General features: G+C 61.2%; 12 protein-coding genes. 2 read left to right on the forward strand and 10 right to left on the reverse strand.

Features of this window, described 5'->3' with window-relative positions; translation table 11 throughout:
- The first annotated feature begins 109 nt into the window (after window positions 1-109).
- The gene (locus IWX88_RS12670) at window positions 110-688 is read left to right on the forward strand and encodes a bifunctional 2-polyprenyl-6-hydroxyphenol methylase/3-demethylubiquinol 3-O-methyltransferase UbiG (protein WP_196830858.1); all 579 of its coding nucleotides are present in this window, start codon (window positions 110-112) and stop codon (window positions 686-688) included.
- A gap of 65 nt (window positions 689-753) precedes the next feature.
- Here the strand turns inward: IWX88_RS12670 and IWX88_RS12675 are convergent, their stop codons facing one another.
- Both IWX88_RS12675 and IWX88_RS12680 read right to left on the reverse strand, forming a co-directional pair.
- Window positions 754-1797 carry an NAD(P)-dependent alcohol dehydrogenase gene (locus IWX88_RS12675; RefSeq protein WP_196830859.1) on the reverse strand — a complete coding sequence of 348 codons (1044 nt, stop codon included), beginning with the start codon at window positions 1795-1797 and terminating at the stop codon, window positions 754-756.
- Between the two features lie 119 nt (window positions 1798-1916).
- Window positions 1917-2387 (reverse strand): GNAT family N-acetyltransferase, encoded by a 471-nt coding sequence (locus IWX88_RS12680; protein WP_196831034.1) that lies wholly within the window; start codon window positions 2385-2387, stop codon window positions 1917-1919.
- A 470-nt stretch (window positions 2388-2857) separates the two neighbouring features.
- Between IWX88_RS12680 and IWX88_RS12685 the strand changes: the two genes are divergently transcribed.
- Window positions 2858-4951, forward strand: coding sequence for an amidase family protein (locus IWX88_RS12685; RefSeq protein WP_196830860.1), 2094 nt, complete (start codon window positions 2858-2860; stop codon window positions 4949-4951).
- Here IWX88_RS12685 and IWX88_RS12690 read toward each other — a convergent pair.
- From IWX88_RS12690 to IWX88_RS12725, 8 genes are all read right to left on the reverse strand, one after another.
- Window positions 4911-5816 carry a MurR/RpiR family transcriptional regulator gene (locus IWX88_RS12690; RefSeq protein ID WP_196830861.1) on the reverse strand — a complete coding sequence of 302 codons (906 nt, stop codon included), beginning with the start codon at window positions 5814-5816 and terminating at the stop codon, window positions 4911-4913. The genes IWX88_RS12685 and IWX88_RS12690 overlap by 41 nt on opposite strands.
- A gap of 85 nt (window positions 5817-5901) precedes the next feature.
- A complete protein-coding gene (locus IWX88_RS12695; RefSeq protein ID WP_196830862.1) occupies window positions 5902-6840 on the reverse strand; it encodes an isoaspartyl peptidase/L-asparaginase family protein in 939 nt (312 codons plus the stop codon).
- Window positions 6840-7676 carry a M55 family metallopeptidase gene (locus IWX88_RS12700; protein ID WP_196830863.1) on the reverse strand — a complete coding sequence of 279 codons (837 nt, stop codon included), beginning with the start codon at window positions 7674-7676 and terminating at the stop codon, window positions 6840-6842. Before IWX88_RS12700 ends, IWX88_RS12695 begins: the two co-directional genes overlap by 1 nt.
- Window positions 7677-7719: 43 nt before the next feature.
- Complete coding sequence (locus tag IWX88_RS12705; protein ID WP_196830864.1) at window positions 7720-8733, reverse strand: ABC transporter ATP-binding protein; 1014 nt, start codon at window positions 8731-8733, stop codon at window positions 7720-7722.
- The gene (locus IWX88_RS12710) at window positions 8730-9728 is read right to left on the reverse strand and encodes an ABC transporter ATP-binding protein (RefSeq protein WP_196830866.1); all 999 of its coding nucleotides are present in this window, start codon (window positions 9726-9728) and stop codon (window positions 8730-8732) included. The genes IWX88_RS12705 and IWX88_RS12710 overlap by 4 nt, the downstream gene beginning before the upstream one ends.
- Window positions 9725-10609, reverse strand: coding sequence for an ABC transporter permease (locus IWX88_RS12715; RefSeq protein WP_196830868.1), 885 nt, complete (start codon window positions 10607-10609; stop codon window positions 9725-9727). The genes IWX88_RS12710 and IWX88_RS12715 overlap by 4 nt, the downstream gene beginning before the upstream one ends.
- Complete coding sequence (locus IWX88_RS12720; RefSeq protein WP_196830870.1) at window positions 10606-11565, reverse strand: ABC transporter permease; 960 nt, start codon at window positions 11563-11565, stop codon at window positions 10606-10608. Before IWX88_RS12720 ends, IWX88_RS12715 begins: the two co-directional genes overlap by 4 nt.
- A gap of 63 nt (window positions 11566-11628) precedes the next feature.
- Window positions 11629-13197: an ABC transporter substrate-binding protein gene (locus IWX88_RS12725; RefSeq protein WP_196830872.1), complete on the reverse strand. Its 1569-nt coding sequence runs from the start codon at window positions 13195-13197 to the stop codon at window positions 11629-11631.
- Window positions 13198-13435: the final 238 nt, after the last annotated feature.

Below are 13435 nucleotides of genomic sequence, written 5' to 3' on the forward strand. Positions count from 1 at the left end.
ACGTCATGGCTACCGCACCCCAGCTGAGGTCCTCAGCGAGATACTCTCGAACCAGTCAAATCAAGCCGGTGTTGCGACCACCGCCTGAATTCGCCCGCGCTTCGTAGACATGATTTCGTGCCGACGTTCAAAAATCCTCGATGTCGGATGCGGCCACGGGAGCGCAGTTGCTGCACTGCGCCGATGTGGGCACGAGTCCTATGGCATTGACCCGACAGTACGCATCCTCAACATCGCTCTAGAGCTATCGAATCCCGCTTGGTTTCGCCAACTCGGAGCGGCAGACCTCGTGCCCAGGACCCTGCTGGACGCCGGGCTACCCGATCGGTATGACGCGTTGCTGCTCGCGGGAAACGTTGCGGCTTTCCTGACTACCGCCGAACTCGAGTTTGTTTTCAACACAGCCGCGATACTGCTGCGTCCCGGCGGGCGCCTGATCATCGGCACGACCGTCGAGGCTGCTGGAGGGCCCGCAGATCAGGATGCCGCGGCATCGGGTTCCCCTCTCCAGCTGCAGAATCGCTTCGCGGATTGGCATCTTGGGCCATTTCTTGACAGCTCGCGATGGTCAGTGAGCGTCTTTGTGGGGTCTCAGCCCGCCAGTGACCCACACCACACCACCCAGGTGGATTTGACCTCGTCAGAGGGGATCTTTGTGCTCGATCGCACTCGGGATGCTGCGCAGTGAAACGGGAAGGTGTGACCGAGAGTACGGTCACACCTTCCCAACCAGCATTCGCCCAGAGACTGCTTCTAGCGGAAGGTCGCCGCGTCAATCACGAAGCGGTAGCGCACGTCTGAGGCGAGCACACGTTCGTAGGCGGCGTTGATGCCGTCGGCGGAGACGATCTCGACCTCGGGGGCGATGTTGTGCTCGGCGCAGAAGTCGAGCATTTCCTGGGTCTCGCGGATGCTCCCGATGCCGGAACCGGCGAATGAGCGACGGTTGTTGAACAGCGTGAACACCTGCAGCGGCAGCGGCTCTGGCGGGGCACCGACATTGACCATCGTGCCATTGAGGGCGAGCATCGACAGGTACTGGTGCAGATCGATCTTGGCGCTAACCGTGTTGATGATGAGGTCAAAACTGTTTGCCAGTGAGGTGAAAGTCGCAGCGTCGCTCGTGGCGTAGTAGTGATCCGCTCCGAAACGCAATCCGTCTTCCTGCTTGCTGAGCGACTGCGAGAGCACGGTCACTTCAGCGCCCATCGCGTGCGCGATCTTCACGGCCATATGGCCGAGGCCGCCCATTCCGACGACGGCGACCTGTGTGCCCGGCCCGGCATTCCAATGTGCCAGCGGTGAGTAAGTGGTTATTCCGGCGCAGAGCAGAGGTGCGGCCGCCTCGTAGGGGATGCTCTCCGGGACGGAGAGTACGAAGTCCTCCACGACGACGATATGGGTGGAGTATCCGCCCTGGGTGATGGTGCCGTCGCGGTCGACTGAGCCGTAAGTTCCGGTGTTCCCCTTGAGGCAGTACTGCTCTTCGCCGGCAAGACAGTTCACGCATTCGCGGCAGGAGTTCACCATGCAGCCGACCCCCACACGGGCGCCGACCGTGTGCAACGTCACTTCGGATCCGATCTCCGTGACCACACCCACGATCTCGTGGCCGACGGTGAGCGGGTACTGGATATCGCCCCACTCACCACGCACGGTGTGGATGTCGGAGTGGCAGATGCCCGAGTACGCGATCTCGATCAGCACATCTTTCGGTCCGACGTCTCGGCGTTCGATAGTCGTCGCGACGAGCGGATCGGTAGCCGAGGCGGCGGCGTAGGAATTGACTGTAAGCAAAAGCTTTCTCCAAACGTAAGGAACTGGGACCGAGGTAGTTAAGCCCACGAAGCTGGGTTACATTCCCAGCGAGCACGCTCGGACCGCGCACGATGTTCGCGTGCAACTGCAGCCGTTGGTCACCCTTCGGCGTTCAGCACCCGGCTCATGAAGACGCTGTTCGGGTCAGGCAGATAGTCCCCGAACGGCTCACATTCGGTGAAACCGTTGCGGCTGTACAGCCTCCTCGCCGGTGCGAAGAAATGCTCGGTTCCCGTTTCGAGGCAGAGGCGTTCATAGCGGCGTTGGCGCGCGACATCCACAATCCGAGTCAGCACCAGAGCGGCCACGCCACGCCCCCGCGCGGCCGATATCGTGCGCATCGACTTGATTTCACCCTGCTGAGCGTCGATCTCTTTCAGCGCACCACAACCGAGCAATGCGCCATCCTCCCGCGCGGTAAAGAACGTCACGGACTCGTGCGACAGGGCTGACGGGTCGAGGGCGTGCACGCTTTCTGGCGGCGACGTCGCGAACATGTCGGCCAGGTGCTCGGTGAGGAGTTGGAGAACGTCCGCCCGGTTCGGGTCGTCACAGTCGATGTCGATGATGGGCTCGAATCTACCGTTCTTGGCGGGGGTATCCCGGCCAAGGGTGCCGGCCGTATCGGCCCAGGCGGAGTCCCTCTTCGATCAGATGGAGATGATGGCGGAAGTCCGTCGCCGGCTCAGTTTCGGTGAAGCCACACGTGGCATAGAACGGTGCATTCCACGGCACATCGGCATAGGTTCGCAACGTGAGCTCGTCGTATCCGCGATCTCGGCGCCCAGACTGCTCCGACCCCCAACGCGTCCCATGTCGTGCCGTAAAGTCACTACAGGGTTTCATCCCTGAAACCCTTGAGTTTCGGGCCGCCTGCGCGATGAAACCTTTCGAATATCCCTTCGGAAAAATTCGGTGTTGGCAACGAAGGCACTCGTCTTGGTCGCTGGCGTCCGAAATCATGTCCTCTAAGTCGACCAAGGCATTTCCGGCACGTGAGCATCTGGACAATACAAGCCGACCCGAGGAGAAACCCGCCATGAAGTTCACGATCATCGGCACGGGAGCGATCAGTTGCACCGTCGCAGCCGAGCTAATTCGGAACGGCCATGAGGTGGTTCTGTGCGACAGTGATGCCGCGCGAGTGGTGACCATCAACGAATTTGGCCTCACCATCGAGGGCCCGATCGACACTGTAAAAGTGCGGGCGCGCGGAGTATCACCCGCAGACCTGCCTGAGATGCTGGGGGTGGTGGTGCTCACTGACGCTGACTACATGACATCGGCGTTCGCCGGGCTGGTCCGCGACAGGTTGGCCCCAGACGGTTTACTGGTCTGTCTCAACACCACACCGCATTCGGAACCGCTGATCACCGCGCTTGGTTCCCAGCGGATTCTCGCCGCGCTAGCCACAATCGATGCGCAACAGCTAAGTCCGGGACGAATACTGCTGAGAAGCGCGGGAACGGTATTTGTTGGCGAAGTCGCGAGCACGGAGATCACTGCACGAGTGCAGTCGCTGGCCGCCGTGCTCCCGTCTGGCCGACCGACCGACAATATCCAGGGCTGCCTCTGGTCGTTTGCTGCTAAGCAGGCGGTGCTTCTGGCCGTTTCCACTTCGGGCTTGTCAGCGGCAGCATCGCTCAACGCGCTTGACTGGCAACCGCTGTTAAGTGCGCTCGCCCGCGAGGTTCTCGATCAGTGTCCGACTCGGGCCGAAGCAATTGACGACTTTGACCCACGCGACCTCGAGGGAACGCTGAGCCGGATGAGTGCCTCCCCTCCATTCTTCGAGCCGGGCACGGGCGTCATCTCCGGGGCTCTCACTGGCCCGCTCACCACGCAGGTGGCCGCACTAGTTCGCGCCATCGAGTGCGGCGATCGCCCGAAAGACAGAGCCAACCTCGACCTCCTGGCAACCTACGAGCGAACCGAGCGATTGGGGCGACCACTCAATGCTGTTGTGGCGATGTTTCCCGCCCCTCAACGGGCTGCTGCCGGCCCGCTGCACGGCATTGCCATCGCGGTAAAAGACATAATCGATATCAGCGGGCATCCGCGGGGAAACGGAAACCCTCAGGCGATGCGGGGCCAACCCGCGAAGAAAGATGCCCCGGTCGTGGCGGCGCTGCGCACGGCCGGTGCCGACCTCTTTGTTGCCACCTCACTGCTCGAGTACGCAGCGGGGGCCCCGCACCCTGACGTACCGGAAGCCCTCAACCCGTTCGACCGCAACCGCACGGCAGGCGGCTCAAGCGGAGGGTCAGCGGCCCTGGTCGGGGTTGGTGCCTGCAGTATCGCACTTGGCACCGACACCGGCGGGTCGATCCGCATTCCGGCGCATTATTGCGCCACCGTCGGGTTCAAACCGAGCTATGGAGCACTTTCCCTGGCCGGGGTTGAACCACTCGCGCCAAGCTTTGACCACGTCGGCTTCCTCGGCGCGACCGTCGCCGCGGTGGAGCAGGTTTTCATTGCCCTGACCGGGGAAACTCCGGATGCCGAGGCCGGGCCGCTTCGCATCGGCATCATCGCCGGTCAGCTCGACCTGCCCATTCTCGACCCGGAGATCGTGGTGGTGCTCCGGAATGCGATCACGACGCTGACTTCGTCCGGATGCTCGATTATTGAAGTCGATGGTGCGGCGCTCGATGCCGTCAGCACGACCTTCGAGGACATCCTGCTGTACGAGGCGTGGCAGATTCACGGCGCGCGCATCGGCTCGGATCCGCATCATTACGGCCCAGAAACCCTTCGGTTGCTGGTCGGTGGCGCCGAAATCAGCGAGCAACAATATTCTGCGGCGCTCGCCCTGAGACTGAGCCTGTTACCTGCCGCCGCCGATGTTTTCGGCAATATCGATGTTCTTCTCACCCCGGCTGTTCCCTTTGTTGCTCCGGCGACCACACCCCCGATAGATACGCCCGAAGGCGAGGCCGAAGGCCTTTTCTCCGGGGTGTTCAACGTCACTGGCGACCCAGCGATCGTGCTCCCCTGTGGTTGGAATTCCGCGGGGCTGCCGATCGGGCTGCAACTCGCAGCACCGCTGGGGCGGGACCAGAGGCTGCTCTCGGCGGCCGCGTTTGTAGAAACTACGCTGATGTTTGAGAAACGCGCTCCGGCGTTGCCCTAGCCTCGCGGGCACTGGTGTCTTTGAAGGTCCGGTGGATTTGGACGGCGTTTTCCCACTGTCTCATTCGCTCCAAACCCTTCTTGCCGACGCGGTGAAAGACCGCCTCAACGAGACACTCGGCAAGGACGACCAGTGCAGCGAACGAATCGAAGGGCACTCCACCGACGGGAATCGGCAGCACTAAGTCGGCATCCTCAGCACAGGGTGATAGCTCTTCGTCGGTTATGACGATTACGGTCGCGCCCTGCTTCTTGGCCATCATCGATACTCGTCTGGATGACAGTTCATAGCGCCGGAGGTCAATGATGATTGCGACGGAGTCTCGTCTCAGCTCCAAATATTTCAGGGTGTCGTGACCGAGTGGGTCATCCGCAAAGCCAACGTGCGGAATGAGCTGCTCGAGCTGAAGCGCGAGGGTCCGGGCGACCTGTTTCGAAAAATAGCCCCCCGAGATCAGCACGTGCCGAGGCGATGATGCCAACAATGCCACGACCTGGTCGAACTCGGTCGGGGGCACAATCGACAACATTTGCTCGATTAGGGCGATCCGATCCCGGGCCGCAGCCTCAAGGAACGAGCCACCAACTCGCTCGACCGTGCTGTGCGCTGCCCGATTGACGGGGCTGCTCGTTTGATGGGTGATCTCATTTCGAAGCGCCTTTTGGAAATCGGGATAGCTACCCAAGCCCAATCGTTCCACCAGCCGCAAGACGGTCGGAGTGCTGGTGCCGGCGAGCGACGCGAGCAACGCCGCTGAAACGAGCCCCGCACTCGGATAATCAGCAAGCAGCACACGTGCCACTTTCTTCATGGCAGCGCTCAGCTCATCCATCCTCGCGAAAATCTCGTCTTTGATCAGAATCATCGTTTCCCCTGACACATGACGTAATCGGCGGGCAAGCGGTGGTGGATCGACCTGTCCAAAAACCGCACCCCCAAGCCAGTTCGAGTCAAGTCAGTGTCACCAGTTCACCGTCGTGTCGATATGCCGCGAACATGGCATCGGAATTGTAGGCGACCACCACCCGACCGGACGGGTCAACGGCGATGATCCCGCCATTGGCACCTCGGCTGCCGAGTTCGTCCGCAATTGTGCCGCTCACAGCGTCAGCCACGGTGGCACCGAGATAGCGTATCCGCGCTGAGATCTCGTGGGCGACAACTCCCTCGATGAATGATTCGCCCTCACCGGTGCACGAGACGGCAACCACACCGTCCCTGGCGTAGTTACCGGCGCCGATCACCGGAGTGTCCCCCACTCGGCCTTCGCTCTGGTTGACCATTCCGCCGGTAGAAGTTGCGGCTGCGACGTGGCCGCGAGAATCGACGGCGACCGCCCCGACAGTGCCGTGGCGAGAAGCAGCCATCAGCTCCGACTGAACATTTCTGAGCTGGGACAGGCGTGCTTGCGTCACGAAGTAGTTCGGTTCGACCGTTTCGAGCCCCCAGCTTTCGATGAGCCCCTTGCTCGGAGAGACCAGCAGAACATGTTCGGTATCTTCCATCACCTTTCGTGCGGCTCCGATCGGGTTCTTAACGTGGCGAGACACCGCGATTGCACCGGCCCGGCCAGCTCCGGTCATGACCGCCGCATCCAGCTCAGCCTCCCCCGTTGCCGTGAGCGCCGCGCCGAAGCCCGCGTTGAACAGCGGGTTGTCTTCGAGCGATTCGACGCTCGCACAGACGGCATCGAGCGCACTCCCGCCGGCTTCCAGGATGGCCTCGCCGACCAGGTAGGCGTCGGCGAGTCCGGCGGAGTAGTTTCCGCGCTCAACGAGGGACAGCTCCTGAATCTGGCCGCCCGCACCCCCGTGAATGGCCAACGCAAACCCTGTCGGTGCCGGATCGAGAGATATGACGGTGATTGGTAGCTGGGTCGCATCGGGCATCAGCGGCCACCGGCCTGACGCGTAATGTAATTGACCGCGACGAATGACTCAAAGATATTCAAGAAGTTCTCTCCCTCGATTCTGACCTCCCGGTCGCTTGTGCGAACCGCCCCGCGTGCCCACGTAGCGACTTCGGCCATGTCTGCCGTTTGGAAGTCAAGATCCAAAGCGGCTGGACTGCTGATTTGTGGGGTCGCAACGGCGCCTTCGCCAACTCGGCGCATTGCCAGCTCAGCACCAGCCCGAATCGCCGCGCACGACACTGCCGGATGCAGATTCTTTGCACTGAACCTGGTGATCGATTCCTTCGTCACGACCTCCACTGCGTCCGGCGCGAACGGCCTAGTCTCCTCATGCAGAACGGAGTCACCCGTCACCAGGGCGATCGGCACTCCAAAATGATGAGCCACGAGCGCGTTGATCCCGCTCTCTCCCACATATTGACCGTTGACCCTGGCGCCGGAGATTACTTCGGGGTTGTAAGTGTGCGACAGGGTCGAGGGCGGACCGGAGATTGATCCGTGATAGCCAACGAAGAAGATGGCGTCGAAGCTGGCATCGAGCCCCTGCATCATATACATCGGCTTGTGCCGCCCTGAAATGTACTGGGCATTGCCGGCGATTTTGCGCGGATCGAGGTTTGCCATGGTGCTGTGCGAGTCATTGAGCACGATCTCTGTTGCACCACCGGCCAGAGCGCCCTCGATCGCCGCGTTGACCTCGTCCTGGAGTAGTGCACAGCCCAGGGCATACGGTACGCCACTGCCCGGCCGACACTGTTCCCAGTCGACTATCCCGGCGACGCCCTCCATATCGAATGAGATCCAGACCTTCACATTTCCTCCTACTTTGGGCTCGAAAAAGCTGCACAGCGTGCAGTTAGGACGTGGCGACGGGGTAAAACGCCGGCAATTCATTGGCGAGAAGACACGCGCTCTGGTGGTCGGCAGCGACAGCGGTGAGCGAAGGATCGATCTCTCGGCAGGCCGTAACGGCAGCTGGACATCGCGGGTGAAAACGGCACCCACTGGGAATGTCGTAGGGGCTTGGCGGCTCGCCTTCCAGCACCAGCTCAAGATTAACGCTGGATTCGGACATGCGCGGAATCGAGCCGATCAGTGCCTGGGTGTAAGGGTGTCGGGGGTTAGCGAAGAGCTCAGCCGTTTCAGCCACCTCGACAATTCGCCCCAGGTACATCACGGCAACCCGCTGGCTGAGGTGCTGCACGACGGCAAGGTTGTGGGCCACGAAGAGGATGCTTAACCCGAGTTCAACGCGCAACGACGTGAACAACTCGAGGATCGTGGCCTGCACCGAGACGTCGAGAGCGGACACCGGTTCGTCGGCAATGAGCACATCGGGCCGCACCGCGAGGGCGCGCGCTATGGCAATACGCTGGCGCTGGCCGCCGGAGAACTGGCTGGGGTATGCGTCAAGCGCCTCCTCCTGCATCCCGACCAGGTTGAGCAGGCGAATGCTCTCTGCCCGCACCTCGTTGCGCGGCACGATCTTGTGCAGTTTCAGGAGTTCAGCCAGGATCGCGCCGACCGTGATCCGTGGATTGAGCGAGGAGTAGGGGTCCTGGAAGACCATCTGAATACGCCGCGTCGCATCGCGGCCGCGCCGAACCGGCATCGGGAGCCCGCGATAGTCGAGCTGACCGGCAGACGCCTCGACGCTTCCGACCAAAATCTTGGCCAGGGTCGACTTGCCCGAGCCGGACTCGCCAACCAAGGCCAGGATCTCACCGGCCCGCAGCTCGAGATCAATGCCGTCGAGCGCCGTAAGGGATTCCCGACGCAGTGCCCCCGGCCGAAGCTTGCTTAGGATGGGGCTTGGGACATGGTAATTCTTTGAAATGTTGCTGACCCTCAGCACAGCGGATGTGGTCATGCCGGTACCCCTTGAAAGATCGAGTCGGACTCTATGCAGGCCACCGAACGCCCCGGTGCCAGCGACTCGAGCGCCGGGGATGCAACGAGACAGCCGGGCTGCGCGTGGATGCAACGGGGCGCGAAGGCGCATCCGGATGGCCGGTCGGCGAGGTTCGGTGGAAAGCCGGGAATCGGCACGAGCGCCCGGTCGGGTTGATCGAAGTCGGGGGCGGAGTCGAGAAGCCCCCTGGTGTATGGGTGGCGGGGGTCACGGAACACGTCCTTGACCCGCCCGGATTCGACAATGTGCCCCGCATACATGACGGCCAGGTTGTCGCAGGTCTGGTTGACGACCGCGAGGTCGTGAGTGACGAAAATCAGTGCCGCGCCGAAGTCATCGCAGAGTTGCTCGAGCAGGCGCAGCACCTGATGCTGCACCGTCACATCGAGCGCAGTGGTCGGCTCATCGCACAGCAGCAGTTTCGGTCGGCACGAGAGCGCCATCGCAATCATGATGCGCTGGCGGAGACCGCCGGAGAGCTCGTGCGGAAATGCCCGTGCCCGCTTGGCCGGATCGGGGATTCCCGTCTTTGCCATCATCTCGATGGCGAGCGCCATTGCTGCCGCCCGCGACAGCCCGAGGTGGCGGCGTGGTCCCTCGGCGATCTGCTCGCCCACCCGAACGACCGGATTCAACGCCGTCATCGGTTCCTGGAACACCATCGCGATTTCGGGCCCCATCAGCTTGCGGCGAGCAGCCGACGAGGTGCTGAACAGGTCGCGGCCCTCATACGTCACCGATCCGGAGAGAGCGTCGATCCCGGCCGGCAGTAGGCCCGCGATGGCGCGCAGGGTCAAGGACTTTCCGGAGCCGGATTCTCCGACGATTCCGAAGCGCTCACCCTTGGCGACGGTGAAGGAAACGTCGTCGACGATAACCGTTGGTCTATGACCGGATCGAACGACTCCCAGACTGAGGTTGTTGACGCTAAGCAGCGGAGCTGGTGTTGTCATTTTCTTCTCTCCGGGCTGAGCAAGTCGGATAACCCATCGCCGATCCACGACAGCCCAAGGCTTGTGACCACAATCACGAGACCGGGGATGGTCGCTTGCTGCCACTGGGTGGTGATGAACTCCTGGCCGTCGAGGATCATGCTTCCCCACTCCGCGGTGGGTGGCGCAACTCCCAGACCGAGGTAGCCCAGAGTGACAATCGCCATGATGTCGAGGACGATGTCGCTCATCGCGTAGACGATTGCCTGCGACATGACGTTCGGGCCGATGTGACGCACGATGACCCGGCCGTGCGACATGCCTCCCAGCCGCGCGGCGACGATGTAGTCCTGCTTCTTGACCACCAAGACTTCGCCCCGCACGATCTTGGCGTAGGCCACCCACGAGATTGCCGAAATCGCGAGATAGATACTCACCTCACCGGCACCGAGCAGGAACACCAGCACGATCACCATGACGTAAAACGGGAAGGCGAAAAAGATGTCGACGATCTGCATGACGATCGAATCGAACCAGCCGCCGAAGTAGCCGGCGAGAGCACCGACGACTGAGCCGAAGACGAACGGGATCAGAACCGCCATGAAACCGATCCGCAGGTCGACTCGGGCGCCCCAGATCAGCCGCGAGAGCACGTCTCGCCCGTACTTGTCTGTGCCGAGCCAGTGTGCCCCGCCGGGAGCCAGCAGCGAGTTCTGCAGATCCTGCTTCACGGGGTCGAACGGCGCGATCACCGGTGCAAGCACCGCAACGAGCACGAGGGCCCCCACCACGATCAGGCCCGCAATCAACGAGGGGTTGCGGTACCAGGCCTTGAGCGAACGGGTTCGAGTGTTGCGCCGCTTTTCCTGGGCGAGGAACAACAGGGCAGTGGGCGTGGTCATGCTCGTTCCTTGCTGCTGAAATTGACCCGCGGATCGAGAAGGGTATAGATCACGTCGGTCAGGATGCCGACCACGATGACGAACAGCGCGATGAACAGCGCGACAGCTTGAATGGTGGTGAAGTCCCGCGAAAAAATTGCGGTGAGCATGAGGGAGCCGAGGCCGGGAACGGCGAACACCCGCTCGATGACGATCGAGCCGCCTACCAGGTATCCAAGGTTGACGCCGATCACCGAGATGGTGGGGATTGCAGCATTGCGCAGTACGTGGTGAACGAACAGTCCGCTTCCTCCGGAGCCCTTCGAGCGCGCGGTTGCGACATAGTCAGACCCGAGCGCGGCGATCGTTGACGTCCGAAGGCTGCGAATGATGGTGGGGGACATCGAGATCGCCAATGTCAGTGCTGGCAGAAACAGGTAATACAGATGCTCAGAATCTGTCAGCCCGTATCCGCCGACGGGAAACAGGCGGAGGTTGACCGCGACGAGCAGGATCAACATGATCCCGACCCAGAATTGCGGCATTCCCTGACCGAGCAGCGTGAAGATACGAACGAGGAGATCACGGGCACCGTTCGGCCGAGTGGCGGCGATTCCGGCGAGCGGAATGCTGATCACCATGGCTATCACCAAGGCGAAGAGCAGCAGGGTGAGAGTTACCGGGATGGCCTGGAAAAGCACCTCCGAGACGGGGCGCTGATTGACCAGGCTGTCGCCGAGATCGCCCTGCAGAAGTCGCCCGATAAAGGAGAAATACTGCACCCAGAGCGGCTGGTTGAGGCCGAGTTGTTCCCGCAAGGCGGCGATGCGCTGAGGTGTTCCCTTGTCACCCAGGATCGCGATCGCCGGGTCCCCTGGAAGCAGGTGAACCATCAAGAAGACGACGATGGTGACTCCGAAGACGACCGGGACAGCCCGAAGAAGTCGGCCAGGAATAAAATTCAGTCGATGCAGCATCCGGAGCTCCCTCCCCCTGGGAGAGGGGCGGCCGCCGAGGTGGCCGCCTCTCTCAGGTGCGAATTATTTGGTTTTGTAGACGTTTTCGAGGTGGAAGGTCAGAAGCGGGGACACCTTGTAACCGCCGACCTTGTCTGAGGTGGCGAACGCGTACGGCGAGTAGTACAGGTAGGTCAAGAACGCGTCATTACCAGTCGTCTTCTGAAGCTCCTTATAGAGCACCTCGCGCTTGGCCGGGTCAGTCTCCTGCTGTGCTTTCTTGTTGAGATCGTTGACGACCGGGTTGTTGTAGAAAGTGAACGCCGAGTGGTTGCCACTAGTGGGGTCAGTCGCGAAGGTCGTCCACTCGTCCGGGTCCGGAATATCCATCGTCCAGGCAGAGAGGTTCATGTCGAACTCGGAGGTGATGGCGGCCTTCTTGGCTGCCGTCGCATCGAGCTGCTTGATCTCCATGGTGATGCCGATGGCTTTTAGCTCAGCCTGCATGATCTGAGCAACCGAGCTCTGATTCGCGTCACCCGACCGGATGAGAACCGAAGTCGAGAAGCCGTTCGGTTGGGACGACATGGCCAGCTCTGCTTTCGCCTTGGCCGGGTCGTAGCTCGGCCCCGGAGCGTTCTTGTCGTAGAACGGCGTTCCGGGCGGGATGAGCGAGTTCGCCTCACTGCCATTGCCGAAGAGCACTGCCTTGACTAACGCCTTCCGATCGATAGCGAAGGCGATTGCGCGACGAACGTGGATGTCGCTGAAGGGAGCGCGCTGTTGGTTGATCGCGACGTAATCGATCTGGGTCGACGGGAAGGCAAAAACCTTCACGCCCGGGCTCGACTTGAGCGACGCGAAACTCGCCCAGTCTGGCGTGTTGTCGATATCAGTCTGGCCTCCCTGCAGCTGGAGTTTGCGGGTGTTGGCATCGGGAACAACGCTGTAGGTAACGCTGTCCAGGAGCGGCTTTCCCTTTTGCCAGTAGTTCGGGTTCTTGACAAGCTTGAGGTACTGACCCTTCTTCCACTCATCCCACTTGAACGGGCCAGTGCCGACAGGGGCCTCGAAGAACTGCGCGGCAGTCTTGCCACCGTAGTTGTCAGGAATGATCGCGTTGCTGAAGAGTGAAAGGTCAGCCAGAATCGGCGCCCACGGGTACTTGAGCGACACGGTGACGGTTGCGTCATCAACGACTGTGACCTTGTCGATCGCTGCGTTGATGAAGCCCCAGCCGGTGTCGGCTGTCTTGGTGTCCTGGTCGATCGAGAACTTCACGTCCTTTGCCGTGAGGGGCTGCCCGTTCGAGAACTTGACGCCCTGGCGGAGTGCGATCGTGTAGGTGAGGTTGTCGCTCGATACTGTGTACCCGCTGGCCAGCCATGGCTTCACGGTTTTGCCGTCGTCGGTCACGGTGAAGAGGGACTCGCCGATGTTCTGGTACACCTCGATCGAGTAGTTTTCGAACGAAGCCGATGTGCTGTCCATCGAGATTGCGTCGCTCGAGCGGGCAATCCTGAGATCGCCACCCGCCACAGGCTGCCCTGCGGTTGCCGTGCTGTTGCTGCCTGCCGCGGCGCTGCATCCGGTGAGGATCATCCCGCTTATCGCAATCAGACTTATGAAAATAGTCCGATGGTTCTTGTTCATCAACTGCTTCCTTTTCTCTTCGCCTTTTATCGCTGTGATCGGCTTGGTTTCTTCTGCCGATCCGCCACTGCCAGCGTCACGACCGAAGAGTTGTCGTTAACCTATATCGAACCATCAGCAGCTGTAAAGAAAATTACAAAATAAGCTAATTCTGTGAAATTATTATGTCTGAAACACGATGTTGATATCTCTGAAACATTGCTCTCGAGTATTTCTTTCGGGCTAAGCTGCGATCACT

The sequence above is a fragment of the Frigoribacterium sp. CG_9.8 genome, from assembly GCF_015751965.1.
Lineage (GTDB): Bacteria > Actinomycetota > Actinomycetes > Actinomycetales > Microbacteriaceae > Lacisediminihabitans.

Coding starts and splice junctions, on each gene's coding strand:
- IWX88_RS12670 (WP_196830858.1), top strand. CDS start 110: ATGATTTCGTGCCGACGTTCAAAAATCCTCGATGTCGGATGCGGCCAC.
- IWX88_RS12685 (WP_196830860.1), top strand. CDS start 2,858: ATGAAGTTCACGATCATCGGCACGGGAGCGATCAGTTGCACCGTCGCA.
- IWX88_RS12690 (WP_196830861.1), bottom strand. CDS start 5,816: ATGATTCTGATCAAAGACGAGATTTTCGCGAGGATGGATGAGCTGAGC.
- IWX88_RS12695 (WP_196830862.1), bottom strand. CDS start 6,840: ATGCCCGATGCGACCCAGCTACCAATCACCGTCATATCTCTCGATCCG.
- IWX88_RS12705 (WP_196830864.1), bottom strand. CDS start 8,733: ATGACCACATCCGCTGTGCTGAGGGTCAGCAACATTTCAAAGAATTAC.
- IWX88_RS12710 (WP_196830866.1), bottom strand. CDS start 9,728: ATGACAACACCAGCTCCGCTGCTTAGCGTCAACAACCTCAGTCTGGGA.
- IWX88_RS12715 (WP_196830868.1), bottom strand. CDS start 10,609: ATGACCACGCCCACTGCCCTGTTGTTCCTCGCCCAGGAAAAGCGGCGC.
- IWX88_RS12720 (WP_196830870.1), bottom strand. CDS start 11,565: ATGCTGCATCGACTGAATTTTATTCCTGGCCGACTTCTTCGGGCTGTC.
- IWX88_RS12725 (WP_196830872.1), bottom strand. CDS start 13,197: ATGAACAAGAACCATCGGACTATTTTCATAAGTCTGATTGCGATAAGC.